General features: G+C 61.4%; 19 protein-coding genes. 16 read left to right on the top strand and 3 right to left on the bottom strand.

Annotation, left to right across the window (positions count from 1 at the left end; genetic code table 11):
- Nucleotides 1-13: 13 nt before the first annotated feature.
- Both H7C19_RS07125 and H7C19_RS07130 read left to right on the top strand, forming a co-directional pair.
- Nucleotides 14-781 carry an SDR family oxidoreductase gene (locus tag H7C19_RS07125; RefSeq protein ID WP_185141882.1) on the top strand — a complete coding sequence of 256 codons (768 nt, stop codon included), beginning with the start codon at nucleotides 14-16 and terminating at the stop codon, nucleotides 779-781.
- A 352-nt stretch (nucleotides 782-1,133) separates the two neighbouring features.
- Complete coding sequence (locus tag H7C19_RS07130; protein ID WP_221469082.1) at nucleotides 1,134-5,519, top strand: GLUG motif-containing protein; 4,386 nt, start codon at nucleotides 1,134-1,136, stop codon at nucleotides 5,517-5,519.
- Between the two features lie 232 nt (nucleotides 5,520-5,751).
- On the opposite strand, the gene H7C19_RS07135 is transcribed toward H7C19_RS07130, so the two are convergent.
- Entirely contained in the window at nucleotides 5,752-6,303 is a 552-nt protein-coding gene (locus H7C19_RS07135; RefSeq protein WP_185141884.1) for a C40 family peptidase, read from the bottom strand.
- Between the two features lie 265 nt (nucleotides 6,304-6,568).
- On the opposite strand from H7C19_RS07135, the gene H7C19_RS07140 reads away from it, so the two are divergent.
- On the top strand, nucleotides 6,569-6,871 hold the full coding sequence (locus H7C19_RS07140; RefSeq protein ID WP_185141885.1) for a putative quinol monooxygenase: 303 nt from the start codon (nucleotides 6,569-6,571) through the stop codon (nucleotides 6,869-6,871).
- 120 nt (nucleotides 6,872-6,991) lie between these two features.
- On the top strand, nucleotides 6,992-7,642 hold the full coding sequence (locus H7C19_RS07145) for a M15 family metallopeptidase (RefSeq protein ID WP_281384828.1): 651 nt from the start codon (nucleotides 6,992-6,994) through the stop codon (nucleotides 7,640-7,642).
- A gap of 92 nt (nucleotides 7,643-7,734) precedes the next feature.
- Here H7C19_RS07145 and H7C19_RS07150 read toward each other — a convergent pair whose 3' ends face one another.
- Nucleotides 7,735-8,475 (bottom strand): MerR family transcriptional regulator, encoded by a 741-nt coding sequence (locus tag H7C19_RS07150; protein ID WP_185141886.1) that lies wholly within the window; start codon nucleotides 8,473-8,475, stop codon nucleotides 7,735-7,737.
- Between the two features lie 117 nt (nucleotides 8,476-8,592).
- On the opposite strand from H7C19_RS07150, the gene H7C19_RS07155 reads away from it, so the two are divergent.
- The 10 genes from H7C19_RS07155 to H7C19_RS07195 all read left to right on the top strand — a co-directional run bounded on the left by H7C19_RS07155 (nucleotide 8,593) and on the right by H7C19_RS07195 (nucleotide 22,284).
- Nucleotides 8,593-9,411: an Hsp33 family molecular chaperone HslO gene (locus H7C19_RS07155; RefSeq protein ID WP_185141887.1), complete on the top strand. Its 819-nt coding sequence runs from the start codon at nucleotides 8,593-8,595 to the stop codon at nucleotides 9,409-9,411.
- A 198-nt stretch (nucleotides 9,412-9,609) separates the two neighbouring features.
- Nucleotides 9,610-9,774: a hypothetical protein gene (locus H7C19_RS34190; protein ID WP_221469083.1), complete on the top strand. Its 165-nt coding sequence runs from the start codon at nucleotides 9,610-9,612 to the stop codon at nucleotides 9,772-9,774.
- A 68-nt stretch (nucleotides 9,775-9,842) separates the two neighbouring features.
- Complete coding sequence (locus H7C19_RS07160) at nucleotides 9,843-11,399, top strand: right-handed parallel beta-helix repeat-containing protein (RefSeq protein WP_376775330.1); 1,557 nt, start codon at nucleotides 9,843-9,845, stop codon at nucleotides 11,397-11,399.
- Between the two features lie 275 nt (nucleotides 11,400-11,674).
- Nucleotides 11,675-12,781, top strand: a complete 1,107-nt coding sequence (locus tag H7C19_RS07165; RefSeq protein ID WP_246469336.1) for a Gfo/Idh/MocA family protein — start codon at nucleotides 11,675-11,677, stop codon at nucleotides 12,779-12,781.
- A gap of 30 nt (nucleotides 12,782-12,811) precedes the next feature.
- Entirely contained in the window at nucleotides 12,812-13,711 is a 900-nt protein-coding gene (locus H7C19_RS07170; RefSeq protein ID WP_185141889.1) for a carbohydrate ABC transporter permease, read from the top strand.
- Entirely contained in the window at nucleotides 13,711-14,541 is an 831-nt protein-coding gene (locus H7C19_RS07175) for a carbohydrate ABC transporter permease (RefSeq protein ID WP_185141890.1), read from the top strand. The genes H7C19_RS07170 and H7C19_RS07175 overlap by 1 nt, the downstream gene beginning before the upstream one ends.
- A 19-nt stretch (nucleotides 14,542-14,560) precedes the next feature.
- On the top strand, nucleotides 14,561-15,952 hold the full coding sequence (locus H7C19_RS07180) for an ABC transporter substrate-binding protein (protein WP_185141891.1): 1,392 nt from the start codon (nucleotides 14,561-14,563) through the stop codon (nucleotides 15,950-15,952).
- A gap of 38 nt (nucleotides 15,953-15,990) precedes the next feature.
- On the top strand, nucleotides 15,991-17,400 hold the full coding sequence (locus tag H7C19_RS07185) for an ABC transporter substrate-binding protein (RefSeq protein WP_185141892.1): 1,410 nt from the start codon (nucleotides 15,991-15,993) through the stop codon (nucleotides 17,398-17,400).
- A gap of 171 nt (nucleotides 17,401-17,571) precedes the next feature.
- Nucleotides 17,572-20,955, top strand: coding sequence for a DUF4832 domain-containing protein (locus H7C19_RS07190; RefSeq protein ID WP_185141893.1), 3,384 nt, complete (start codon nucleotides 17,572-17,574; stop codon nucleotides 20,953-20,955).
- Between the two features lie 285 nt (nucleotides 20,956-21,240).
- Nucleotides 21,241-22,284 (top strand): LacI family DNA-binding transcriptional regulator, encoded by a 1,044-nt coding sequence (locus tag H7C19_RS07195; RefSeq protein WP_185141894.1) that lies wholly within the window; start codon nucleotides 21,241-21,243, stop codon nucleotides 22,282-22,284.
- Nucleotides 22,285-22,403: 119 nt separating this feature from the next.
- Here the strand turns inward: H7C19_RS07195 and H7C19_RS07200 are convergent, their stop codons facing one another.
- A complete protein-coding gene (locus H7C19_RS07200) occupies nucleotides 22,404-23,165 on the bottom strand; it encodes a DeoR/GlpR family DNA-binding transcription regulator (protein WP_185141895.1) in 762 nt (253 codons plus the stop codon).
- 238 nt (nucleotides 23,166-23,403) lie between these two features.
- On the opposite strand from H7C19_RS07200, the gene H7C19_RS07205 reads away from it, so the two are divergent.
- Nucleotides 23,404-24,165, top strand: a complete 762-nt coding sequence (locus H7C19_RS07205; protein ID WP_185141896.1) for a class I SAM-dependent methyltransferase — start codon at nucleotides 23,404-23,406, stop codon at nucleotides 24,163-24,165.
- 401 nt (nucleotides 24,166-24,566) lie between these two features.
- Nucleotides 24,567-26,474, top strand: coding sequence for a threonine--tRNA ligase (gene thrS, locus H7C19_RS07210; RefSeq protein ID WP_185141897.1), 1,908 nt, complete (start codon nucleotides 24,567-24,569; stop codon nucleotides 26,472-26,474).
- Nucleotides 26,475-26,935 lie beyond the last annotated feature (461 nt).

Raw genomic sequence — 26,935 nt, forward strand, 5'->3', positions numbered from 1 at the left:
CGGCGGAATGACTATGGCAAACTTGAATTTATTCGATCTGACGGGGAAAAAGGCGATCGTAACCGGAGCGGGCCGCGGTTTGGGTCGGGGCATCGCGACGGCGCTGGCTACGGCGGGCGCGGAAGTCGTGATCCTCGATATCGCCGACGCGGCGGCGAATACCGCGGCTGAATTGACCGAGGGCGGTCTGGCCGTTCATGCGGTCAAAGGAAATCTAATGGACAGGGACGACCTGGAACGCGGGTTTCGGGAATCCGTCCGATTGCTGGGCGGAAGGGTCGACATTCTGGTTAATAACGCGGGCATGCACGATCGCAGAGCTTGCCTCGACCTTCCGGTCGAAAGCTGGGATAAGGTGCTGGAGTTGAACATTACGGCGGTGTACCAGCTTTGCCGCTTGGCGGGGGCGATCATGGTCGGCCAAGGGAGCGGCAAAATCATCAACATGGCGTCCATGCTCAGTTTCCTGGGCGGCTTTAACGCTTCCGCGTACGCGGTCAGCAAGGCGGGCATCGCCCAATTGACGAAGTCGCTGTCCAACGAGTGGGCAGGACGCGGCGTGCAAGTCAATGCCATCGCTCCGGGTTACATGGCGACCGAGATGAATACGGATTTGCTTCATGACGACGTCCGTCTTCCGCAGGTCAACGCGCGCATCCCGGCCGGACGCTGGGGCAATCCGGACGACTTGGCGGGCGTCAGCGTATTCTTGTCGTCCGCCGCATCCGATTACGTATCGGGCGTGATCGTGCCCGTCGACGGCGGTTACTTGGCGAGATAGAACCCGGAAGATCGCCCGCTATCTTCGGAGTCTCGAACTACGGGCTACGGAAACCCGAGGAGCAGATAAATAACGAAAGAGAGCGACCGGAACCCGCGAGGGTCGGTTGCTCTCTTTTTTGGTCATACAGAATTTATAAGCTGCACGACACGCATTTCCGAATCACCTCCGACATAAACGTTTCTCCGCCATCCCGAAGGACGGCGGAAGCCGTTTATGCTTGATAACCGAGCCTATAACCGCGGTTAGATTCGATCGGCCGCGAATTCAACTATAATTCGAGTATCTATCGATGGAGATCGATGCGGAAAGGAAGGTATTTGCACGGATGAGACGTTCTTTCTCTCTTTTTATGGCTCTTTTTCTAGCGATCGGCGTCATCCCGATTCATGCGTTCGCCGATTCGGGCGCCGCCATGCCGGGCGACGGTTCTGCCGGGAACCCCTATCGGATCACGACGCTCGCGCAGCTGAACGCCGTGCGCGATGACTTGGATGCGTCCTATCGGCTGGAGGCGGATATCGACGCTTCGGATACCGCCGGCTGGAACGCCGGGGAAGGCTTTGAGCCGATCGGGAATTTCGATCAACGGTTCAAAGGCGACTTCGACGGCAACGGTCACCTCATCACGGGGCTCGCGATCAACAGTCCCGAGTCGGACTTTATCGGTCTATTCGGTTACCTGGACGGCGGCAAGGTGCATCATGTCGGCTTGGAGAACGTCGACATCAAGGGCAAGCAGCACGTCGGCGGGATCGCGGGATACAGCGCGAACGGCGAGATCGCGAACGCGTATACGACCGGCCGCCTGAACGGCGGCACCAACTTCGTCGGCGGGATCGCGGGGACGAATGACGACGGCATGATCAGCAACGTCTACTCTGCCGCCGACGTGAGCGGGCAGGCGTATGTAGGCGGACTAACAGGGTTCAACGAGAACGCCAACGCCATCATCGTCAACGCCTACGCCGTCGGCCGCGTCTCGGGCGGCTCCCAGGTCGGCGGGGTGGCGGGGTGGAACCTGCTTGGCGCCGCCATCATGAATGTCTATGCCAGCGGCCGCGTCAGCGGCAATCAGTCGACGGGCGGACTCGTGGGGCTGAACGAGAACGCGGGGGCCGTCATCGGCGGCTATTGGGACATGGAAGCGACCGGGGTCCCGATCGGGGCCGGCGCGCTGCGGGCCGGCGGCATCTTCTCCGCCATCGGCTTGGGCACGGCCGGTGCCCTCCGGATGAGCAGCTATGCCGGGTTTGACTTCGGCGGCACGTGGTTTATGGTCGACGGCGCGACCCGGCCGTTCCTCCGGTCGGAGTGGTCCGCGGAGATCCGGAACCCGCACCAACTGCAATTGATCGCGATGAATATGTCGGCGAATTACACATTGGCGCGGGACATCGACTTCGGCGCCGCCTTCACGGACGACAGCGCATCCGATATGTGGGCGACGCGCGCGGCCGCGGACGGGTCCATCGCCGGCGCGGGCTTCGCGCCGTTGGGCAGAGATTACACTTGGTCGTACACCGGCCTATTCGATGGACAGGACCGCATTATCCGCAATCTGACGATCAATCGCCAGGGAGCCGAACCGGTCGGCCTGTTCGGCATGGTCGGTTCAGGCGGAGTCGTGCGCAGCGTCGGACTGGAAGGGGGTTCCGTGACCGGGAACAACCATGCCGGCGCCTTGGTAGGCTACAACAATACCGGTACGGTGGAAACGTCTTACGCTACGACCGCAGTCCGCGGCAACCAATATGTCGGCGGGTTAGTGGGGACCAACGGCAACAATAGCGCCATCAGGAAGTCTCATGCCTCCGGCGACGTCACCGGCCACAATTATGTCGGCGGACTGGTCGGATACAATACGCGTCTGGCCGGCGGTGGTTTGGTGAGCGAGTCTTATGCGGAGGGCAGCGTGACCGGCATTCCGATCGGCAACAGCGACAGCGAGGGCGTCGGCGGGCTGGTCGGGCTCAACGACGCCGGCACCATCGAGAAGTCCTATGCGACCGGCAGCGTCGCCGGGCAGATCCATGTCGGCGGACTGGTCGGTACGCAGGGATTCTACAGCGTGGTCGACCAATCCTACGCGACGGGCAACGTCGCCGGCAGCGAAAAAGTCGGCGGGTTGGCAGGGATGCAGTACGGCCAGATCAGCCGGTCTTATGCCTCCGGCCGCGTTACCGGTACGGACTTTGTCGGCGGGCTCGCAGGACGGATCGAACAGCAGGCGAAGATCAGCAACGCATACGCCGTCGGCCCCGTCGAAGGCCGCTACGATGTTGGCGGACTGGTCGGACGCAACGTCGGCAGCATCGACCATTCCTATGCCGCCGGCAGCGTCAAGGGGAGCGGAGATGTCGGCGGGCTGGTAGGGAGGCTGAACTTCGGTACGGAGTCCGCTAGCTACTATGACCGGGAGACGACGGGCCAATCCGGCAACGGCAAAGGCGAAGCCCGGACCACGGCGGAGATGAAGCGGCGCGACACGTTCGGATCCTGGGATTTCGCGCAGATCTGGACCTTGCAGGCCGGGAAGGCCTATCCCGTCCTGCGGGATATAGCCGCCAATCTCGCACTGGATGCGGCTCCGCCTACCGTCGAGAGCGCTCAGGTGGACGTCGCGCAGCCGGACCGGCTCGTCGTGACCTTCGACGAAGAGGTAACCGCTCCGGACGCCAGCGGGGTCGCGATCGGCGCGGACGGAACCCCCATGGCGATCGCGAGTATCGGCGGTTCGGGGACGAAGACGCTGACCTTCGTCGTCGGCGTCCCTTTCGAGCAGAGTCAAGCGGTGGCCTTGTCCTACGACGGAAGCAGGGGTACGATCACGGACCTCGCGAACAATGCGCTGCGCAGCTTCGAGGATTTGCCGGTGGCGTTCGCCGACCGGACCCCGCCTCGGATCTTGATCACGATGACGACGGCGGACGGGAGCGTCTACGAAGACGGCGCTTGGACGAATCAGCAGGTGACCGTGAACGTGTCAGCCTCGGATAAGAGCGGCGTCGGCTCCGTCACCTATTCGCTGGGTGGCGAAGCGACTTGGAGCCCTTATACGGCCGACATCGTCTTGCGGGAGGACGGCGTCTATGCGATCGCGATCAAGGCCATCGATACGGCGAACAACGAAGCGATCGAACGCCGCACCGTGAAGATCGGCACGAGCGGGCTGACGCTGACGCCAAAGTTGACGAAGGCGGACGGCAGCGCTTATGCGAGCGGTGAGTGGACGAATGCCAGCGTAACCGTGAGCGTCTATGCCGCAGCGGGGACGAGCGACATCGCTTCTCTCTCCTATACGCTCGATGGCGGGGCTGCGACAGCCTACGAGAGTGAGACGCCGATCGGGATCGCGGAGGAAGGCGCGCATACGATCGCCTTCCTGGCCGCGGACAAGGCGGGCAATACGATCTCCCTGGAGCGGACGGTCAAGATCGACAAGACGCCGCCGTCCGTCGCCTTTAGTCCGAACGGCAGCGAAGCGGAGGCCGCATCGGCCTCGCCGACGGCAACCGCCGCGGATTCGCTCAGCGGCATCGATACCGCCTCGTTGCAGTTCGCCTGGACGAACGAGCCGTCGCCACCGTCCGCCGGTTGGGCGACGTTCGCGAACGGCTCCTCGCTCGCGAAGAGCGGCGCCGACGGCGACTGGTACCTGCAAATCCGGGCGCGGGATCAGGCCGGCAACGAGAGGATCGCGACTTCGCAGCGTTATCGTCTGACCACGCAGACCGAGAACGGTTCCGGCTCTTCCGGCGGCAGTGGAAGCGGCAGTCCCGTCCTGCCCGACAATACCTACCTGGTAGGTGCGGACGGCCTTACGATCCCGTTCGACGGGGGGCAGCTCGTCTTTCCGGCCGGCGCGATGAAGCAGCCGTTCTATGTGACCGTTCAGCCGATCGCCCATCCGGAAGATCTGACTCCATCCGGTGGAGAACGGCTGGTTAGCCGAGCGTTCCGATTCACGAAGGATGCGGCGGGGACATTCGACAAGGCCGTCATCGTAAGTCTGAAGTTCTCCACCGATACGATTCGGAAGGACGAAGCGGAGGTCCTGCTCTGCTGGTTCAACGAAGCGACAAAGGAATGGGTAGCGTTGGATCATCTCGCCGTAGATTGGGAGAAGGGGATCGTGAGCGGCACGACCGACCGCTTTACCGACTTTGCGGTCATCGCCAGACCGATGAAGAAGGAGGAACCCGGCGTTCGCTTTACGGATCTGCAGGGCCACTGGGCGGAAGCGGCCATCGAAAAATTCGCGGCCATAGGGGCGGTGAACGGATATGCGGACGGCACGTTCAAACCCGACCGCTCGATCGCCCGGGCCGAATTCGCCGCGATGCTGGTTCGCGCGCTGGGCCTCGCAGACCAAGGAGACAAAGTATTCGCCGACACGGCCGGCCATTGGGCCCGGCAAGCCGTCTCGACGGCTTATGCGAACGGGATCGTTCAGGGGCTTGGCGAGGATACGTTCGAGCCCGACAAGCGCATCACGCGCGAGCAGATGGCGGTCATGACGATGAACGCGCTGAACGCGGCGCATGCGCAAACCGATCCGGCCTTCGCCGATCAAGACCGGATCTCGGCATGGGCCCGGCAAGCGGTCGCGGACGCCATTGAGAACGGCATGATCGAAGGCTATCCCGACAATACGATGAGACCCCAAGCGCATGCCACCCGCGCGGAAGCGGTAACGGTGATCTGGCGTGCCTTGGAAAAGCAAGAGAAGCAATAAATAGGCAGGTTGCGCGCAAGGGACTGTCCCAATAGGCCGATTCAGGCCGGAGGGACAGTCCCTTGTTGCGTATTGGGCTTGTCTCGTACTTTTGCCACTATCGACTCTTCTGCGGCAACGATGCTCAAAGAGACGTACTGAGTACGTCACATGGGCTCGGCTGCGGCAAAGATCGGTTCAAGTTCGGCCGCCCGGGACAGCTTCATTGCGGAGGAGAACGGGAACCGGCGGTTTAAGCCGCCGTGCCCGCGCCTTGACCGTTCAGATAAGCCTGCAGCTCCCCGCGGTAGCAGAGCGTGAGCGACGGGGAAGCGGCGAGGTCGAAAGGCGTCACGAGCGAGGCGGGCTTATCGGTCACCCGCAGGCCTGCCCGGGACAAGGCGCTGGCTACGAATTCCGAGCAGAAGAAGGCGTTCTCCCGTTCCAGCGGCACGTTCAGCATGAGCGTGGCGAGGCCGAGCAGATTGTAGCTGTATTGGCTCTTGTTCTCCTCGAACCGCCGGATGATCCGCTTCAGCCGCTCATACTGGTTTGCGCTGACGGCGAGCCGGTAGACGGAACAGGTGGCTTGACGGAACAGCTCGCCGCGCAGGTTCTCCTTCACAAAGCCGGCGCTGAACGGATTGCCCGGGCTGCGCCGGCCGAAGCTGTACACTTGCTCCAGATCTCCGTCGAGCGCGATGGAGGCGTGATTCATCGGGGCTTTGGTATACAGACGAATCATTCGGGTGAACAGCGTGCCGGTGTCGGTAAGCAGCACATAAATATGTTTTGTCGCATTCATTCGGATCGTTCCTCCGTCGTTGGGTTTACAGTGGTCCGCGTCGGTGTCGTTCTGTTGAATCCAGCATACAAGGGACGAGGCCATGGCCGTAACGAACGCAAGTTGAGATCGTTGCCCGACCAAAGTCGGTGCGGCCGACTGGACCGGAGCGAGGCATAGGCGGGGGAGTCTTCTTTTTTGAGAAACCGTTGACCATTGTTGTCAGGGTTTCTGGGGTACACTAGACTTGAGTGATCTACGACTTTCTATTGGAGGAGGATAAAGGATGAGCAAGTATGGCATGTACGTCAAATTCACTGCCATTGCCGGCGGGCGCGACGCGTTGGCGGCGATCTTGATGGAAGCGGCCGCCGGGATGGACGGCGTCGACGGATGCGAGATCTACCTCGTTAACGTATCGGAGACGGAACCCGAGACGGTGTGGGTGACCGAGGTATGGCGGGATGCGGAGGCGCATCAAGCTTCTTTGCGGGCGGAAGGCGCGAGCGAGATGATCGGACGCGCGCGGCCGCTTATCTCGGGGGTCGAACAGATCAAGCTGTCCACGCTGGGCGGCAAAGGCGTCTAGCGGGAATTGGGGGAATCTCGCATTTTCGCTTATAATGATAGACGGAAATGGATAGGATAGAGCCATAGCGAGATAGAGAGAAAACGATCCGATACGGATCGAAGGATAGAGAGGAATGGAATGATGAACCGGGATATCTCGACGGCGGCGCTCTCGGAGAGACGGAGCGCGCCTGCCCGCTTGCACAAGCGGCTGCTGATCGCGCTCGCCTTGGCGATCGCCGTGATCGCCGCCGCGAATCTGCCGGCCGTTCAGCGCTGGCTGCCGGTCGGTCTCTGGCGCGACGTGCCGCCTGTCTCGTCTCTGAATCCGATCGTCGCGGCGAAGATGAAGACGCTGGTAGCCGAGGCCAAGGCGAAGGGAATCCCGATTCTGATTACCGACGGCTTCCGTAGTTCGCAGGAGCAGGACGCGCTCTACCGGAAGGGCCGGAGCGCCGGCGGCGCGATCGTGACGAACGCCAAAGGCGGAGAGTCTTACCACAATTACGGCTTGGCGATCGACTTCGCGCTCCGTACGAAGGATGGCGGCGTCATCTGGGATATGGAGTACGACGGCAACCGCAACGGGCAATCGGATTGGATGGAGGTCGTCGCGATCGCGAAGCGGCTGGGCTTCGCCTGGGGCGGGGATTGGAAGGACTTTCCCGATTACCCGCATCTGCAGATGGACTTCGGCCTGTCGATCCGGGAGCTCCAGTGGGGGCACCGTCCGCCCGAAGATCTGAAGCAGGCGGAGGCGCGGGAGCCGGCCGGCGGCCGCAAGACATAGCAAGCTGCAAGGGCAGTCCGAGCCATGGCGATGGCGGGGCGGCCCTTGTTGCGTTCGGGGGAGGCGGAGAACGCGTTCCCGCGATCCCATTTTCAGAAATAACGTGCTTCAATCAAAGAGACGGCTGCCTTAATATAAGTGTAAAGGCCGCTGTCCATACCATGAGCAGCCGCGTCTTCCGGATTCTCGCCGTAATAACGTTCGGCCGCTTGGACAAAGGATGCATCCGCAGGGGCGTAAGCATCCATATTCGCCTTCCAGCGCCTGGCCAACTCGGCAACTTCCGGATCGTCCGGCGGCTTTCCCTCGATTAGACAGCTGCGAAATTCGCTTATCAGCGTCTGCCATTCCGCATGGATCTCCTCCAGCTTCTCCGGCCCGATCCGCTTGCTCCGCCTTTCCAGCTCATCGGCAAGTCCCTTCGAAAAATGCGGACTTTGCATCATCCTCATCATTTGCATCACGAGCATGAACCGTTCGCCGGGTATCGGCTGATTCGAATGCAATCGATCAAGGATGTGCTGCACGCGAACTTTCAGCTCCGCCAGGATGCCGATTTGCTCGTTCAAGCGGGAAAGCTGCAATTCCAGCATCTCCTCCGGACGGAAAGAAGGATCTTGAATCATCGCTTTGACTTCCTCTAGCGCAAAGCCCAATTGCTTCAGCGACAAAATGTGGTGCAGCTTCACGACATCGGCATCCGTATACAAACGATGTCCGGATTCGGTCGTCCGGGAAGGGGATAGCAACCCTATCCGGTCATAGTGGTGGAGCGTTCGAACGGTTGTGCCCGTACGTTTGGCGAGCTCTCCTACCTTCCAGTTGCCGCTCAAGATGGATCCTCCTCCAATGGCGTTGTTACGACTTGAACCTGACGTAGCGTCAGGAATTATACTGAATTCAATCCCGGGAAAAACACAATTTTACGAAGAAAGCTGGAACGGAACATCATGTACGAAGAAAATTATTTGGTGAAAGCACTGGCCTATCATAGTCAGGCCCGCATTCTATTCGTTGAAAATACGGAGCTCGTCCGGGCGGCATGCCATCAGCGTCCGATGCTTCCCATGCTGAGAATCGCACTGGGCAGGACCGTCTCCGCCGCGAGCTTGCTTACCGGAATTTTGAAGGACAATCAACGAATCAGTTTGAAAATCAAAGCCGGCCGCCGGGATTACAAAGTTTTCGCGGATGCCGATGCTCGGGGCCATGTGCGCGGCTATATCAGCGATGAATTATTGAACGCGCCTCCGGAGGATCTGCGCCATATCTCGCTGGAGCAATTGATAGGCGCTAGAGGATGCATGCAAATGACGAAGGATATCGGCCTGCATGGCACGTTTACCGGCATCACCGATATGCCTTACGGAAATATCGTCGACGACCTCTCGTATTATTTTCAGCAAAGCGAGCAAACGCCCACCTCCTTTTCTTTAACCATCGAATTGGATGAATCGGGAGACATCGTTCGCAGCCGCGGCGTTATGGCACAACTGCTTCCGGGTGCGCCGAATGAACTGATCGAGCGTATCAAGAACGATTTGCTCCTCTCGAATTTTGAGGGCATGCAAGTCGTGGGCAAGGCGCTCGTTCGATGGTTCTGCGGCTGCTCCAAGGACATGCTGATTCCGATGCTGCGCGCTTTGGACAAGGAAGAGCTGACGGACGCATGCGCAGCAGGCCGTTCCATCGAAGTCGTCTGCCATGTATGCGGGAAGGCCTATCTGTTTCAACCGGACGAAATTGCAAGGATATCCGGAACATTGTAATAATAGCGGGGCGTGCAACCCCATTATACGCCAACCCGACATTCGGTCCCAGCTAAGGACGGCTGCGGACGGGTCTGTCGGGCTCGTCTCTTCTTCACTATACTTGGATACGATTGACAGGGAAAATGCGGTGTGATATAAAATGATCAGAATGAATTTGGCGCAAATTTGCGGAAAATAGTATGAAAAGTCGGAAAAATGCTGCAATTCGTGGCCGGTGGCGTCGTAAATAGCGATACGCAACGTTTTTCCTTCTATTCGTACTTTGACGTGCATGCGTCATTTGCGCCAAACATTCGCGTCTCATGGAAAGTCTGGGAAAAGGAAGGAGGAGAAACGGAGTCGGACGCAGCGCAGCCATAGCGATCAGTCGCAAGATCACGGTTAGGCCCGATCCATACCCATGCGAAGAGGAGAGGATGAGCTTGACGATCGGAACTGTCGGGCATTATCGCAAGAAGGCGGGGGCATTGGCCGCCGCGGCGCTGTTGGCGGCGACGGCGCTGCTGCTGCCGCTGGGCGCGCAGTCGGTGGCGCACGCGGGAACCGCCTATTACGTATCCGCGACGGGAAGCGACAGCAACGCCGGCACCGGCACCGGGAGCGCCTGGAAGACGCTGCAAAAGGCAGCCAACACCGCAGGACCGGGCGATACCGTCTACGTGATGGGCGGCACCTACAACCAGAAGCTGAAGATCTCGGCTTCGGGCAGCGCCTCCGGAGGATATATCACTTTCCGGAACTACGCGAACCAGACGGCGATCATCGACGGCGCAGGCTTGTCGGTTGGCGACAGCGAAGGCCTGGTCGAGATCGGCAACGCCAGCTACGTGAAGATCCAAGGCTTCGAGATCCGCAACTACGCCAGTTCGACGCGGGACAAAGTGCCGATGGGCATCTACGTCTACGGATCGGGCAATCATATCGAGCTTCGGAACAACTTCGTTCACGACATCAAGAGCACGGCGACGGTCCGCTCCGACCTGTCGGGCCGCGACGCTCACGGGATCGCCGTATACGGGACCAACGCGACCGCCATCAGCGATCTTGTGATCGACGGCAACACGCTGACCAATCTCGTCCTGGGCTCCAGCGAGTCGCTGGTCGTCAACGGCAACGTGAACGGCTTCGCCATTACGAACAACCTGATCCACGACAACGACAACATCGGCATCGACGCGATCGGCTTCGAAGGCACGGCGCCGAGCAACGATCAGGCCAGAAACGGCACGATCAGCGGCAACACCGTGTACAACATTACTTCCGTCAACAACCCCGCCTACGGCAAATCGCTGCCTAACGGCAGCTATGCGGCGGACGGCATCTACGTGGACGGCGGCAAGGACATCGTCATCGAGCGGAATTACAGCTACGGCAACGACATCGGCATCGAGATGGCCAGCGAGCATGCGGGCAAGTCCACGAGCAACATCACCGTCCGCAGCAACGTGGTCTACAACAACAGCTATACGGGCATCGCCATCGGCGGATATGACACGCAGAGAGGCTCGACGACCGGCTGCAAAATCGTTAACAATACGCTGTACAAGAACGACACGGTCGGCTATGAGGGCGGGCAGCTGCTCGTCCAGTTCGACACCCGCAACAACGTGATCGAGAACAACATCCTGGTCGCGAGCGCCTCGGGCATTCTCATCCAGAACGGCTATACCCAGAACACCGGCAATACGGTGGACTACAACCTGTACTTCGGGCCAGGAGGGACGTCGGGATCGACCTGGATCTGGAAAACCGTCTCTTACGGCAGCTTTGCGGCTTATAAGACCGGCTCCGGCAACGAAGCGCACTCGTTGTTCGCGGACCCGCTGTTCGTGAACGCCCCGGCCGCGAACTTCCATCTGGGCGCCGCTTCCCCGGCCATCAATGCCGGCTATGCGGATACGGCGATCATCGGCACGGCCGATATCGACGGAGACGCCCGCGTGAGCGGAAGCTCCGTCGATATCGGGGCGGACGAGAGCGCCTGATCCGAAGCTTCAATTCCCTAGCTCCGCATAACCCCTTAAGCCCGGCCTTCGGCCGGGCTTTCCTATCGATGTCCGGGCCTCCGATCAGACGCGCGAGCCTCCTATCCAACCGGGCCAACCTCGTCGGTCATACGCTTTACGCAAAATTTACGCAAACTTACATCTGCCGTCAGGAAAACTTGCGCAAAAAGCATTGACTAATTGCGCAAGTTTTCGTAAATTATACTTATATTTTGCCGCAAAAAACCATCACTCACATCAACGGGGGGAACCACTTGAACAAGCGCATTCGGTTGGCAATGGTCGGATTGGGAGACATGGGGACAGGTCATCTGTACGGCTTCGACCGCATCCCGGAGGAATGCGAGATTACTTGGGTCGCCGATCCGCACGAGCAGAATCTGGCGCGGGCGCTGGGATACCTGAAGCACAACAAGCCGCAAGTGTGCGGCACGCACGAGGAACTTCTGGCTCACGTCGACGATTTCGACGCCGTCGTCATCGCCGTCCCGAATTACCTGCACCGCGACGTCGCGCTTCCCTTCATCTACCTGGGCAAGCCGCTGTTCCTGGAGAAGCCGGTCGCGCCGACGCTCGCGCAATGCGACGAGATCATCCGGGCGGCGGAAGAGCGCGGCGTGCCCGTGCAGATCGGACTCGTATACCGCTACTCCAACGTGTATACCCGCATGGCCAAGGAGCTGCGGCAGGGCCGGCTGGACGACGTCACGATGATGTGGTGCAAGGAATTCCGCGACCCGTTCCCGCCCGTCGACTGGTTCTACGACGAGACCAAGTCCGGCGGCGCGCTCGTCGAGAAGGACTGCCACCACTTCGACATCTTCAACTGGATGATCGGCGCGAAGCCGGTCCGCGTGTTCGCTTCCGGCGGCCAGCACGTCATCCGCAACGGTGAGGACGTCCTCATCACCAACCATTACACCCACTACGCGCCGAAGGCCATCGGTACGAGCACGATCGTCGATCACGCTTGGGTGACCGTCGATTACGACAACGGCAGCAAGGCGATGCTCGGCCTCTGCATGTACCTCAAGCCTTACAACCTGATGGACGAAGGCCTCGAGATCGGCCTGATCGGCCGCAACGGCGGGCAGATGGTCGCCAAGAAGGACAAGACGCTCGATATCTTCGGAGGCGCCGACTTCACAAAGGAGCATATCGATCTGGATATCGTAAGCGATTCCGTGGACGGGGGCCATACCGGCAGCCAGAAGCAGCGATACGCCTTCCTGAACACCGTCCGGACCGGAGAGCGCCCGTTCGCCGACCTTACGGTCGGCCGCAACGCGCTGCTCATCGCCCTGGCGGGCGAACGCTCGATCAAGGAAGAGCGCTATGTCTACCTGGATGAGCTTAAGTAGCGCCGGGGGGCATGAGGGGGAGGATCTCGAGTGGTAAAAAAGTGGAAGGAAGACGGGGCGTTCCTGCTGTTCATCTCCCCGTGGATCGTCGGCTTCTTGGCCTTCTTCGTCGGCCCGGCGATCGCGAGCCTGATTTACAGCTTCGCGGATTACAACGCCATCACCGCGCCGATCTGGGTCGGCTTCGACAATTACGCGAAGCTGTGGTCCGACGAGGTGTATCTCCAAAGCTTGCGCAACACGCTTTACTTCGTGTTCATCGGCGTTCCCGTGACCGTCGGCTTTCAGATCGTGCTGTCGCTGCTGCTGAATATCGAGGTGCCCGGCATCCGCTATTTCCGCACGCTGTATTACTTGCCTTACCTGGTCCCGCCGGTCGCGACAATCGTCATCTGGATGATTCTGTTCGGCTCCGGGGACGGCGTCGTCAACCTCATCCTCCTCTGGTTCGGCGGCGCCCAGATCGATTGGATGGGCAGCGAGGGGCTCATCAAGCCGGTCATCATCACGATCGGCATGTGGATGTCCGGCGGTTCGGTCCTGGTGTTCCTGGCCGGATTGAAGGGGATTCCGAAGGCGCTGTACGAGGCCGCGCGCATCGACGGCTCCGGCCCGTTCCGGACGTTCTTCAACATCACGCTGCCGATGCTGACGCCGTCCATTCTGTTCACCGTCGTCATGCAGGTCATCTATTACTTCCAGATGTTCACCGAGGCGATGCTGCTCAGCAAGGGCGGACCCGACTACGCTTCGCAGACCTATATGATGAATACGTACCAGGTGGCGTTCCGGGATCTGAACTTCGGATATGCCATGGCGCAGTCGTGGGTGCTGTTCTTCATCATCCTCGTCATTACGGTGGCGCTGATGAAGTCCTCCAATCGCTGGGTCTACTACGAAGGCGATGAGAAAGGGGGGGGCAACAGCTGATGCGTACGGCCAAAATCACGAATCGCGCTTATCAATACTTGCTGCTGCTGCTCGGTCTGCTGATCTTCATCGGCCCGCTGCTCTGGCTCGTCTCCACGATGCTGAAGACGCAGGACCAGACATACGTCTTCCCGCCGAAGCTGCTCCCGCAGCCGTTCACCTTGACCGCCTTCAGCCGGCTGTTCGAGACGATGACGCTGATGCCCAGGTGGATCCTGAACTCGTTCGTCGTATCCAGCATCAACGGACTCGGCACCATCGTGACGAGCTCCCTGATCGCGTTCGGCTTCGCCAGGATGAAGTCGCGTCTGCGGCCGGTCCTGTTCGTCATCGTGCTGTCGACGCTCATGATTCCGTCGCAGGTGACGCTCATCCCGATGTACATCCTGTTCAGCAAGATCGGCTGGTACGACTCGTGGCTGCCGCTCACGATTCCCGTCCTGCTGGCCAGTCCCTACTTCATCTTCTTGTTCCGCCAATACTTCCTCACGCTGCCTCGCGAGCTGGACGAGGCCACCTACGTGGACGGCGGCGGCTACTGGACGATATACAGCAAGGTCATTCTGCCTTTGTCCGGTCCCATTCTCATCTCGGGCTTCATCTTCTCCTTCGTATTCACCTGGACCGATTACTTCACCCCGCTTATCTTCATTCAATCCGAGAAGCTCCAGATGATGAGCGTCGGCTTGCAGTTGATCATGGGCAAAAATTCGCAGGATCTTCCGATGATGGCCGCCGGCTCGTTCCTCGCGCTGCTGCCGATCGCCGTGATATATTTCGCCGCGCAGAAATACTTCGTCGAAGGCGTCGTCATGTCGGGAATCAAATGAGATAAGGGGAGTGTATCGCATGGTTTCGAGAGGTTACGCGTTACGAACGAAGGGGCTGATCCCGCTGGTTGGGGTAGCCCTGGCCCTGTCCGCTTGCGGGGGAGACAAAGACAATGGCGCCGCAACCGGAAGCGCTTCACCCGGTCCGTCCGCTTCGGCCTCTGGATCCGCCGCCTCCGGCGACCCCGCCTCGCTCAAGGCCAAGATCACGTTCATGCAGTGGGGGACGCAGGAGGAGGTCAACCAGACCAAGGAGCTGCTCAAGAAATTCAACGAGAAGTTCCCGAACATCCAGGTCGACGTCGCCTCCAAGGACTGGGAGACCTACTGGACCGCCATCACCGCCCAAGCCGCTTCCCAGACGCTGCCCGACGTGTACAAGATGGACGAAGCCTATCTCGACAAGTATGCGAAGCTGGGCGCCATGAAGGATCTGACGAGCTTGATGTCCGCGAACGGCTTCGACGCGAGCGAGTTCGAGCCGAACGTGCTGAAGAAGCTGCAGTCGGGCGGCAAGCAGTACGCGCTGCCCCGCGATGCGAACACGATCGTGGTCTTCTACAACAAGAAGCTGTTCGCCGATCCGAAGTCGAATCCGGCGGGCGCCCCGGTGCCGACCGGGCAGATGTCGTGGGACGATCTGATCGACATCGCGAAGAAGATGACGCTCGACAAGTCGGGCAAGACGGCGGCGGATGCGGGCTTCAATCCGTCCGGCGTCGCGCAGTGGGGGCTCATGATGGACGCGGCCGGTTCCGCCGACTCCGTCCTCGAGTCGCAGCTGTGGTCGAACGGCGCGAAGCTCGTGAATGACGACCAGTCATTCGCGATGAACAGCCCCGAAGCGCTCGAGGTGCTACGCAAGTTCAGCAGCTTGATCACGGAACTGCACGTCGTGCCGAACTTCGGCCAGGCGCAGTCGATCTCCAAGGATCCGTTCCTCGCGCTGTCCACGGGCAAGGTCGCGATCAGCTTCGGCGGCAGCTGGAATACGAGCGAGTACAAGACGGCGGGCATCGACTTCGAGGCGATTCTGCCTCCGAAGTTCAAGGAAGAGAAAACCGTCGTGCAGGAGACCGGCTACGCGATCGGACCGACGACGAAAAACGAGCAGGCGGCTTGGACGCTCGCGAACTGGCTCTCCGGTCCGGAAGGGCAGATCGCGCTGGCCGAGCAGGGACAGTCCGTTCCGGCGAACAAAAAGGCCGCGGAAGCGTATTTCGCCAAAGATGAGGGATACGACAAGAAGGTGTTTATCGAATCGCAGCAGTACGCGATCCCCGTACCGTTTTTCGACGGCAAAGAAAAGCTGCTGTGGGACATCATTCCGCAGAAGCTGACGAACCCGTTGTCCGGCAAGGGCGATCTGCAGAAAGCCATAGACGACATTCAGAAAGCGTACGGCAAGTAAGCGCAAGAGACCAATCAAACGGGGGAGACAAGAAACGTATGCAAAAAACGAAAACGAACGCGGCCAAGGTCCTCATTCCGCTTACTGTACTAGGCATGGTATTGTCCGCCTGCGGCGGCAACTCGAACGCGAATTCGTCTACCAGCCCTTCGCCTTCCGCTTCCGGCAGCGACGCGCCGGCCGGCAGCCCGTCCGCCTCGGCGTCGGCTTCGGCCTCCGGCGCACCCGAGGCTGCGGGCAAAGTCACCTACATGATGTGGGGCACCGAGGAGGAGGTCAACCAGACCAAGGATCTCCTCAAGAAGTTCAACGAGAAGTACCCGAACGTCGAAGTCGACGTCGTCTCCAAGGACTGGGGAACCTACTGGACGGCCATCACCGCCCAAGCCGCCTCGAAGAGCCTGCCTGACGTCTACAAGATGAGCTACGCCTACGTGGATAAATACGCCAAGCTCGGGGCGATGAAGGATCTGACCGATCTCATCGCGAGCAGCGGATTCAACCTGAGCGACTTCGAGCCGGGCGTGCTCGCCGCCCATCAATCGGGCGGCAAGCAAGTGTCGCTGCCGCGGGACTCGAACACGATCGTCCTGTACTACAACAAGAAGCTGTTCGAGGACGCGAAGACGAATCCGCTCGGCGCCCCGGTGCCGACGAACGACATGACCTGGGATCAGCTCATCGACATCGCGAAGAAGATGACCCTCGACAAAGGCGGCAAGACGGCGGGCGACGCCGACTTCAAGCCGGCGCAGACGTCCCAGTGGGGCTTCGTCATGGACGCGGCCGGTTCCGCGGACTCCGTCTTGGAGCCGGAGCTGTGGTCGAACGGCGCCAAGATGGTGAACGACGACGAGTCGCTCGCGCTGAACTCGCCGGAAGCGATCGAGGTGCTGAACAAGTTCGCGGGTCTCGTCGCGACCGACCATGTGACCCCTTCGTTCAGCCAAAGCCAGTCGCTGTCCAAGGATCCGTTCCTCGCCCTCGCGACGGGCAAGGTAGCGATGAGCTTCGGCGGGAGCTGGAGCGCGAACGAGTACAAGAAGGCGGGCATCGCGTTCGATACGGTGCTGCCGCCGAAGTTCAAGGAGACGAAGACGGTCGTCCAGGTGGCGGGCAACGCCATGAGCCCGAACTCCAAGAACGAAGCCGCCGCATGGGCGCTGCTCAGCTGGCTGGCCGGTCCGGACGGGCAGATCGCGCTCGCCGAGCAAGGCCAGTCGATCCCTGCCAACAAGCAGGCGGCCGCGACCTACCTGGGCATCGACGACGGCTACAACAAGCAGACGTTCATCGAAGCGCAGAAGTACGCGATCACCGCTCCGTTCTTCGACGGCAAGGATAAGCTCATGTGGGAGATCGTGCCGCAGAAGCTGCAGCAGCCGTTGTCGGGCAAGGGCGACATCGCCAAAGCCATCGAGGAGATCCAGAAGCTGTACGGCAAGTGAGCCGCCAAGGCTGCCTGAGGAGAATTCAGAAGCAGTAAGGCCAGCGAGCCGTGAATCGGTAGCCGGAAGCGGCTAGCGGCTAGCCCGAAGCGTTGTAAGCTTCGGCCGATAACGAGCGTTTGAATCACCGATCGAACCCCAATCCAGGCGTTGAGAGGGAGGATGCGGAAGATGGCGATAGCGATCCTGAAGCGGCGATGGCTGCAGGCGGGAGCGGCGGCCGTTCTGGCATCCTCTCTGGTCGTTCAAGGGGGGGCGGCTTCGGCCGCCGATCCCGCGACCGGAGAGGAAGCGGCGGCGTTCAACGGACAGCCCGGGCAGTGGAGCGGCGTTCCGAGCGCGAGCGCGGAGCTGGTTCAATCGCTCCAAGTGATGAAAGCGGTTCAACAGGACGGCAAGCTGAAGCTGATGGTGCGCGGTCCGGGCCTGGAAGGCAAAGGCATCTGGTATATCGACGCCGACGGAGACGAGAAGACGGGCATTCCCGCACCCTACTGGGCGAATGGCGGCGGCATCGACTTCAAGGTATCCGCGGGGCAAATGTGGAAGGCTGCGAACGGAAAGTGGGTGTCGGCCGGACCCGTGGCGACGAAGACGGTAGGCGACACCCTGGAAGCCGAGGTCGATCTGGCCGCGCTCGGCGCCGGCGATGCGACGATCATGAGGACCGCCTTCATGCTTGCGGGCGATCAATACCTGCCGGCCCCGGGCAAGCGGATGCTGGTGGTCCCGCCGGCGGCGGGCGCCGAATTCGGTCCGGACGTCCAGGTGACGGTAGACGGCCTGGCCGACGATTGGAGCGCGGTGAAGCCGGCCGCGCAGTCCGCCGACGGCCAGACGTCGCTCTATGCCGCCGAAGAGGGGAACAGCCTCGTGCTGCTCGTCGTCGGGAAGCTGGCGGAATTCAACGATATCTATCTGGACACCGACCGTAGCGCCGATACCGGCTACGCGGACGTCGGCTGGCCTTCGTTCGGCGGCGACTGGCTGATCGAGAACGGCGCCCTCTACAAGAGTACCGGGGCCGGCTGGAATTGGGGGCCGGTCGACGGCGCGAACATCGAATACAAGCAGGCGGGGGCGGGAGACAAGCTGACGGTGGAATACCGCATTCCGCTGGCGTCGATCGGGATAACCGCGCCCAAGGCGATCGCCGTCGGCTTCACCTCCAATGACGTGACCGTCCCCTCGGCCGATCTCCGGCCGCCGTTGGTCGCGCCGCCCCTGCCGAAGCTGAAGGCGGACGGAGACCCGTCGGAATGGGCTTCCTTGCCGACGACGGCGACGGGTACGGGCAAGGCGAAGCTGCTCAAGGCGTTCGCGGACGCCAAGACGCTGAATGTCCTGGCGAAGGCGGAATCCTTCGACGCGGAGACCAACCTGTTCATCAATTCGGACAACAACGCCGACACGGGATACAATGGCTGGGAGTACAAGCGCACCGGGGCGGACTATCTGGTGCAGAACGGCAAGCTGTTCCGGTATGCCGGGCCGGGCTGGGCTTGGGAGGAGATCGGACCGGCCGAGTGGCAGGTATCCGCCAAGGCCGACGCGGACGGCTTGAAGAGCCTGGAGGTGCGCGTCGACCTGTCCGCGGAAGCGAACGCGGGCGGCACGATGCGGGTCGCGATCGGCGTCGGCGAGGATTATGCGCCGGCCGTCGACGCGGAAGGCGAGTATGCCCTGGCCTCGGGCCGCGGAGGCGCGCCGATCGTGATCGACGGTCAGCCGGGCGACTGGGCTTCGGTCGACAATGCGGCGGTCGGGACGGGCGAGACCGTCCGGCTTACCGCGGCGCAGGACGACGACAAGATCTATCTGCTCGCGGAGGCCGCCTCCGTCGACACGCGCAACGTCTTCTATCTCGATACGGACGCGAACGCCAAGACCGGGTTCAAGGACACGGCCTGGACCGGCTTCGGCGCCGACGCCAAGATCGAATTCAACAAGCTGTACCTGTATGACGGGAAAAACGCGAAGTGGAAGGAAGCGGGACCCGTCCGGGCGGAGATCGAAGCGGGCCGCGCGCTGTTCTATTTCTATAGGGATCAGCTCGGCTTGAAGAAGGCGGGAGCGCTGGCCGTCGGATACGTCGGCCAGGACGCTTACCGGCTGCCCGCGGCGGGAGGAAGCGCGCTCGCGCTGAAGAAGTCCGTCGCCGCGCGTGCCGCCGACAAAGAGGCGTACATCCCGCGGGAGAGATTCGGCGTCCTGGACAATCCCTTCATGGGCTGGGCCGGATGGGCGAATGCGACGACGGCGCTGGAGCAGCCGCACAAGCTGGTCTATGCCAACATCGCCTGGCGGGATCTGGAGCCGGAGAAGGGCAAATTCGACTGGGCGGGGATCGAGGAGAAGTTCCAATTCGCGAAGTGGAAGGCGGAAGGGACCAGGATCAACCTCCGGTTCGTCCTCGACGATCCCGGCGACGATCCGGACATGGATATCCCTCAGTGGCTGTACGACGAGCTGGTGAAGGCGGAAGGGGGGAGCGGCGCCGGCAAATGGTACGATACGCCGGACACGGTCGTCGGCAAAGGATTTGCGCCAAACTACGCCAGTCCGACCTTGATCGCGGAGCATGAGCGGGTCATGACCGCGCTCGGCCAGCGCTACGATAACGATCCGCTGATCGCGTTCGTTCAGATCGGCAGCCTCGGGCATTGGGGCGAGTTCCACAATTGGCCGGAGGAAGTGTCCGGCGCGTTCCCGAGCCTCGCGGTATCCGATCAATACGTGGAGCAGTATCTCCGCGCCTTCCCGCACAAGCTGATCGGCATGCGCAAGCCGTTCCCGATCGCGGCCAGCAAGCGGCTCGGGTTGTTCAACGACGTCTTCGGCAGCAAGGGGGCGACGGACGAATGGCTGAACTGGACGGAGGAGGGGTGGAACGGGATCGGGCCCTACGTCGAAGCGGGGCAGGACCCGGCGGCGGTGCAGGCCGCGTCCAAGATGCCGGACTTCTGGAAGTTCAACTTCTCGGGCGGCGAGTTCTACAACGGCAACCCGCTGCTCTCCTTGTCGAACGATACGATCATGGAGACGCTGCGGCAGACCCGCGCGAGCCATACGTCCTGGATGGGGCCTTCTTCGCCGGCGCCGTTCCGGCTCGGCAAGGACATCGACGCCGGCCAGCAGGCGAACATCGATCTCATGCACAACACGATGGGCTACCGGTTCGTGCTGGAATCCGCGTCGCATGCCGCCAAGGCGAGCCCGGGACGCGACGTGACGCTCCGCATGACCTGGAACAACAAGGGCGTCGCGCCGTTCTACGCGGCTTGGCCGCTCGCGCTGGCGCTGGTCGACGCGCAAGGCCGGCTGGCGGAGGGCAGCGTTCAGCGCGTCGGCGGCGTCGACGTTCGCGAATGGCTGCCGGGCCGGCATGCGCTGAAGGCCGACTACAAGCTGCCGGCAGGGCTGGCTGCCGGCAGTTACAAGCTGGCTGTCGCCATTCTCGATCCCGACACGGGCAAGCCCGGCGTGCACCTGGGCATCGAAGGGGAACGCGGCGACGGATGGACGACGCTGGACCGGCTGCAAGTCGCGAGATAGCGGCAGGACGGAGAGGCCGACGTCCGCCGCTTGCGAAGCCGTGAATGACGACTGAGTCTGTAAAGCGGCGAACCCTCGCCCCTCCTCCTGCTTATGCGTATGCCGGACGGAGAGGGCGAGGTTTTTTTCCGTTGTAGAAGAACGACAAATGCCGCGTTGCGCCGGCCATTCTGTACCAAAGCCCGGCGCGCAAAGTTGACATGGCCGCGACAGTTCCGGTATGATGAGTGTAAACGTTTGGCGCAAACTCACAAATCGGATTTTCGAAGGAGTGCAGATCGAGACGTGACAACGCTGAAAGACGTCGCTCAGCACGTTGGCGTCTCCATATCGACGGTTTCACGCGTGGTGAACAACGAGGCAACACGTTCTGTCAATCCTGAAACCCGCCGCAAGATATGGGATGCCGTGACGGAGCTCGGTTACCAGCCCAACAAATGGGCCCGCCAACTGGTCAAGGGGGGACAGACCGCCCCTGCCGTCGCGACCCGGGTCGGCTGTATCGTGGCGGTTACTCAGAATAAATATAATCATCCGTACTTCTCCGGCATTCTCGAGGGCATCGAGAAGGGGCTGGTCGATAACGGCTACGAGCTGTCGTACGTGCAGACGGGGGACGATCTGCGCAATCCCGCGCTGCTGCACCGCATCCTCCACGAGAATGCCGCCGACGGACTCATCCTGGTCGAAGGCTTGGATACCGCCCTCTACGAGACGCTGCGCAAGAGCGTGCCGTATCTCGTCGGCGTAGACGTGTCCGATCCCGGCATTCCGCGCGTCACCTACGACCGGGTGCAGGCCGCCAAGGCGGCCGTGCAGCATCTGCTGGGGCAGGGGCATACGCGCATCGCCTTCATCGGCGGTCCTGGCCTGTCTCAGGACATGGAGAAAGAGAAGCGCTACAGAGGCTATCGGGATGCGCTTCGGGAAGCCGGCATCGACGTGCTGCCCGAGTGGATCTTGAACTCGCAGTGGGACGTCGAGACCAGCTATCAATTAACGAAAGAATTGCTGCAGAGCGGGAAGGAGCGGCCGACGGCCATCTTTGCCGCAAGCGACATGATGGCGATATCGGCTATGCGGGCGGCGAACGAGTGCGGCCTGCGCATCCCGGACGATATCGCGTTCGTCGGGATCGACAACATCGAACTGTCGGCCTATAGCTCGCCGCCGCTGACGACGATCCATATTCCCAAGTTCGAGATCGGCAGCATCGCCGCCAAGATGCTGATCGACTACATCCACGGCCGATACCCGATTCCGGTCAAGATCTCGGTGCCGTTCGAGCTGAAGATCCGCCAATCCTCGCTCTCCGGGGCGAAGGATTAACCGATAAGACGGCGGATGGGCGTCCTGCAGAGCGGCGTCGCGCCGCTGCAGCCCCATGCGATGCCATTCCGCGAAGAGCCTTCCTGCCGGGAAGGCTCTTCTTCGTGTCGGAGGCAGGTCTAGACGAAGCGGATGCCGGCGTCCGCGTAAGCTCTCTTCTGTTCGGCGCTCATGCCGCTGTCGGTGACGAGCGCCGTGACCGACAACAGGCTGTCGATGAAGAAGAGCGAGCAGTGCCCCAGCTTCGAGTGATCGGCCAGCGCGTACGATTCGAGCGATTGCCGGATCATCATGCGGTTCGTATTCGCTTCCAATTCGTTGAACGTCGTCAGCCCGCGGGTCAGATCGACGCCGTCGGCGCCGAGGAACGTCTTCTGAATCGTGATGCGCTCCAGCGTGGCGTCCGCCATCGGTCCCGACAGCTCGTAGCTCTGCGTGCGGTTGACCCCGCCGGTCATGATGAGCTCCAGGCCGGGCACGCCGGCGAGCTCGAAGCCGATGTTGAGCGCGTTGGTCACGACCGTCAGGCGCTCGAAGGGCTGCTGGACGATGCGCCGGGCGACGAACATGCAGGTCGTGCCCCCGGTCAATCCGATAACGTCTCCGTCCCGGATGAGGCGGTAAGCCTTCTCCGCGATCTCCTTCTTCTCGTCGGGGTTCATCTCCATCTTCCGATAGAAAGGAATCTCCGTCCGGACGGTCTCGAGAACGGCGCCTCCGAACGTGCGGATCAGCTTCTTGTCTCGCTCCAGCGTCTCCAGATCGCGCCGGGCGGTCGCCTCGGACACGCCGAACCGATCCATGATATCGGCGACGGCGATCGCGCCTCGCTCCCGCAGGAGCGCGACGATCCCCTCTCGCCGAGCGACGATCTTGCTCATGCGATATCTCCTTCAATTCCGTGCGCTCCGTCCTCCTTGAGTAGAAGAACGAGCGTCTGGTATGCTAGGAATCAGCGTAACATATTCCTGGATAAACGTCCATATTATTGATTGTAACGATCATAATTAAGTGGAATATATGATTGAATCAATCATCTTGAGGGGGTCCCGCACGGCCTTCGATTAAAGCGAGATGCCAATCTAGCGGGAACGCCCTTGACGGAAAGGACGCCTTATGATGAACGAGATCGACTATCGCGCTTTCTATGATCGCGTCGGATCGGAGAACGGCTGGGATTTCAGCCGGGTGCAGTGCCGCGTCGAGGGCGCCGAAGCGGAACTGTATCGGGAGGTAAGCCGGCTCAGCAAGCCCTCCGACCTGCTGCTCGACATCGGTACGGGCGGCGGCGAAGCGCTGCTCGCCGTTCGCGAAGCCGCGCATCTGCTCGTCGGCATCGACCGCTCGTCGGGCATGATCCGCACCGCGGAGGCCAACCGCAGCCGGTTCGCCGCGGCGAACGTGCGTTTTCTGCGGATGGAGGCGGAGCGGCTGGACTTCCCCGAACGGTTCTTCGATATCGTGTCTTGCCGCCATTCGGCGTTCGATGCGGTGCAGGTCGCCAAGGTGCTGACGGACGAGGGGACGTTCCTCACCCAGCAGGTCGGCGAGGGGGACAAGATCAATCTGAAGCGGGCGTTCGGAAGAGGTCAGAGCTACGGGGTGCCCGACGGCACGCTGATGGCCGATTACGTGCAGCGATTGACGGAAGCAGGCTTCGCCGAAGTCTCCGCGGCCGAATACGACACGACGGAGTACTACCGGTCGCCGGAGGATCTCCTCTTCCTCCTGAAGCACACGCCGATCATTCCCGAATTCGGCCGGCATCCGCGAGACTTTGAGATTCTCGCCGAATTCGTCGCAGCGTACGGGGGCGAGCAGGGGATTCGGACGAACGCGAAGCGGTTCGTCATCCGGGCGAAGAAGACATCTCGCGCCTAAACGGGACGATGGAGGGGGAGCCGCATGCTGGAAAACGGCCATTGACCGCAGAAGGCCGAACCGCTATAATGAGCACAATTTCATCTAAATCAGGCGTTGACCAGAGACATGGTCTTCTCCAAGGGCTGGACAGAGAATGGGGTGCAAGGTGGGAGCCTCTACAGCGGCCGGGAGACGATTACCCCTCTGCAGCCGCGGCTTTGAACCTGTGGACCGTTCGTCCCCGGCAGTAATCGCCGCCGTCCCATCCCCGTTAACGGATGCCGAAGGACTTGCCGGCTGTCGATCTGCGCGCGGCACGGGGCAAGTCGAATGAGGGTGGAACCACGAGTTGAACGCACTCGTCCCTTTGGGCGAGAGGCGTTTTTTTGCGTTCAGAAAAACCAAGGGAGGTTGGCATCGTGGCAATCCAGGTTACATTGGCAGACGGCAGCGTAAAGGAATATCCCAAGGGGACGACGATCGGGCAAGTGGCGGCGGCCATCGGACCGGGGCTCGCGAAGAACGCGGTCGCCGGCAAGATCGACGGAGCGCCCGTCGATCTGAATCGTCCGATCGAGCGGGACAGCCGGGTCGACATCATCACGGCGGACAGTGAGGAAGGCCTGGCGATCTATCGGCACAGCACGGCGCATCTCATGGCGCAGGCGGTTAAGCGCATTTACGGGAGCGAGGCCGTGAATCTGGGCATCGGGCCGGTCATCGCCGACGGATTCTACTATGACCTCGATATCGGGAAGCCGTTGTCCTCGGGCGATCTCGCGGACATCGAAGCGGAGATGCGGAAGATCGCGCAAGAGAACCTGCCGATCGCGCGCCGCGTCGTCGACCGCGAGGAAGCGGCTGCCCTGTTCGCGGGAGACCCGCTCAAGCTGGAGCTGATCCGGGATCTGCCGGCGGAGGCCGTCATCACGGTCTACGAGCAGGGCGAATTCTTCGACCTGTGCAGAGGCCCGCATCTCCCCGCTACGGGGCGGATCAAGGCCTTCAAGCTGCAGAGCGTGGCGGGGGCGTACTGGCGCGGGGACTCGAACAACCGGATGCTGCAGCGGATCTACGGCACGGCGTTCCGCAAGGAGGCCGAGCTGGAAGCGCATCTGCATCTGCTGGAGGAAGCGAAGAAACGGGACCACCGCAAGCTGGGCAAGGAGCTGGGGCTGTTCATGTTCTCCGAGGAAGCGCCGGGCATGCCGTTCTATCTGCCCAAAGGCATGACGATCCGGACGGAGCTCGAGAACTTTTCCCGCGAGCTGCAGCGCAATCACGGCTACGAAGAGGTGCGCACGCCCCTCATGATGAACAACCGGATCTGGGAGCAGTCGGGACATTGGGATCATTACAAGGAGAATATGTACTTCGCCCAAGTGGACGACGCGACGTTCGCGCTGAAGCCGATGAATTGTCCGGGCCACATGATCATCTACAAGAACGAGTTGCATTCCTATCGGGAATTACCGATCCGCTTGTCGGAGTTCGGGCAGGTCCACCGCCACGAGTTCTCCGGCGCGCTGAGCGGCATGATGCGGGTCCGGACGTTCTGCCAGGACGATGCGCATATCTTCGCCCGACCGGACCAGATCGAAGAGGAAGTGGGCCGGGCGATCGCGCTGATCGGCCGGATGTACCGGGAGTTCGGCTTCGAATACAAGATTGAGCTGTCCACGCGCCCGGCCGACTATATGGGCAGCGAGGCGCTCTGGGACCGCGCGGAATCCGCCCTGCAGCGCGTGCTCGAGGATCGGGGCATCGCGTACCAGCTGAACGAAGGCGACGGGGCGTTCTACGGACCCAAGATCGACTTCCACATCCTCGACGCGCTGAAGCGCAGCTGGCAGTGCGGGACGGTCCAGCTGGACTTCCAGATGCCGGAGAAGTTCGACCTGATCTATATCGGCGAGGACAACCAGAAGCACCGGCCCGTCGTCATACACCGCGCGATCTTCGGCTCGATCGACCGGTTCATGGGCATTCTCACCGAGCACTTCGGCGGCGCCTTCCCGTTATGGCTGGCGCCCGTTCAGGCCAAGCTGCTGCCCGTCTCGGACCTCTATCTGGACGATGCGTTCGAAGCGAAGCGGGTGCTGGCTGAGGCAGGGATCCGCGCGGAAGTGGACGAACGCAACGAGAAGCTGGGGTACAAGATCCGCGAAGCCCAGCTGGAGAAAGCGCCCTACATGCTGGTGCTCGGCGAGCAGGAGAGAACGTCCCGCACGGTGTCGGTCCGCAAACGCGGGGAAGGCGACCTCGGATCGCTGAGCATCGACGAGCTGGCGGCGCGGATGCGGGAGGAGATTGCCTCGAGGCGGTAGTGCGAAGGCACGAATGCCACGAGGCGCAAGCGCGGAGGGATAGCCGCAAGGCGTTAGCGGCATGGAGCGAATGCCACGTCGCGAAAGCGCAAAGGACGAGCGAACGCTGTGCCGTGCAAGCGCGGAGGGCCGCCGAACGCCACGTCGCGCTTACGCTAGGCGCAATTGAAGAGGGCTGCGACCTTGGCCGGCGGGCCGGCGGTCGCGGCCCTTTTTTTATGAAAATGGGTTTTGGCCATTATCGCTTTCAGGGCTTACACACCTAATAATCGTACGGAATATTCGTCTTCGGTTGGGCAAAGGTCGCCCGGAATTCATCGTCTGGGACCTGTCCGGTGGTGCTCGCTAATGGTGCTCGCTGATGGTGCTCGCTGATGGTGCTCACTGGTGGTGCTTGATGGTGGTGCTTGATGGTGGTGCTTTCTCGTAGTGGCTGCTCGCCAATAAATTGTATTCATACA

The organism is Cohnella nanjingensis, assembly GCF_014212125.1.
In the GTDB taxonomy this organism is placed as follows: Bacteria; Bacillota; Bacilli; order Paenibacillales; family Paenibacillaceae; genus Cohnella; species Cohnella nanjingensis.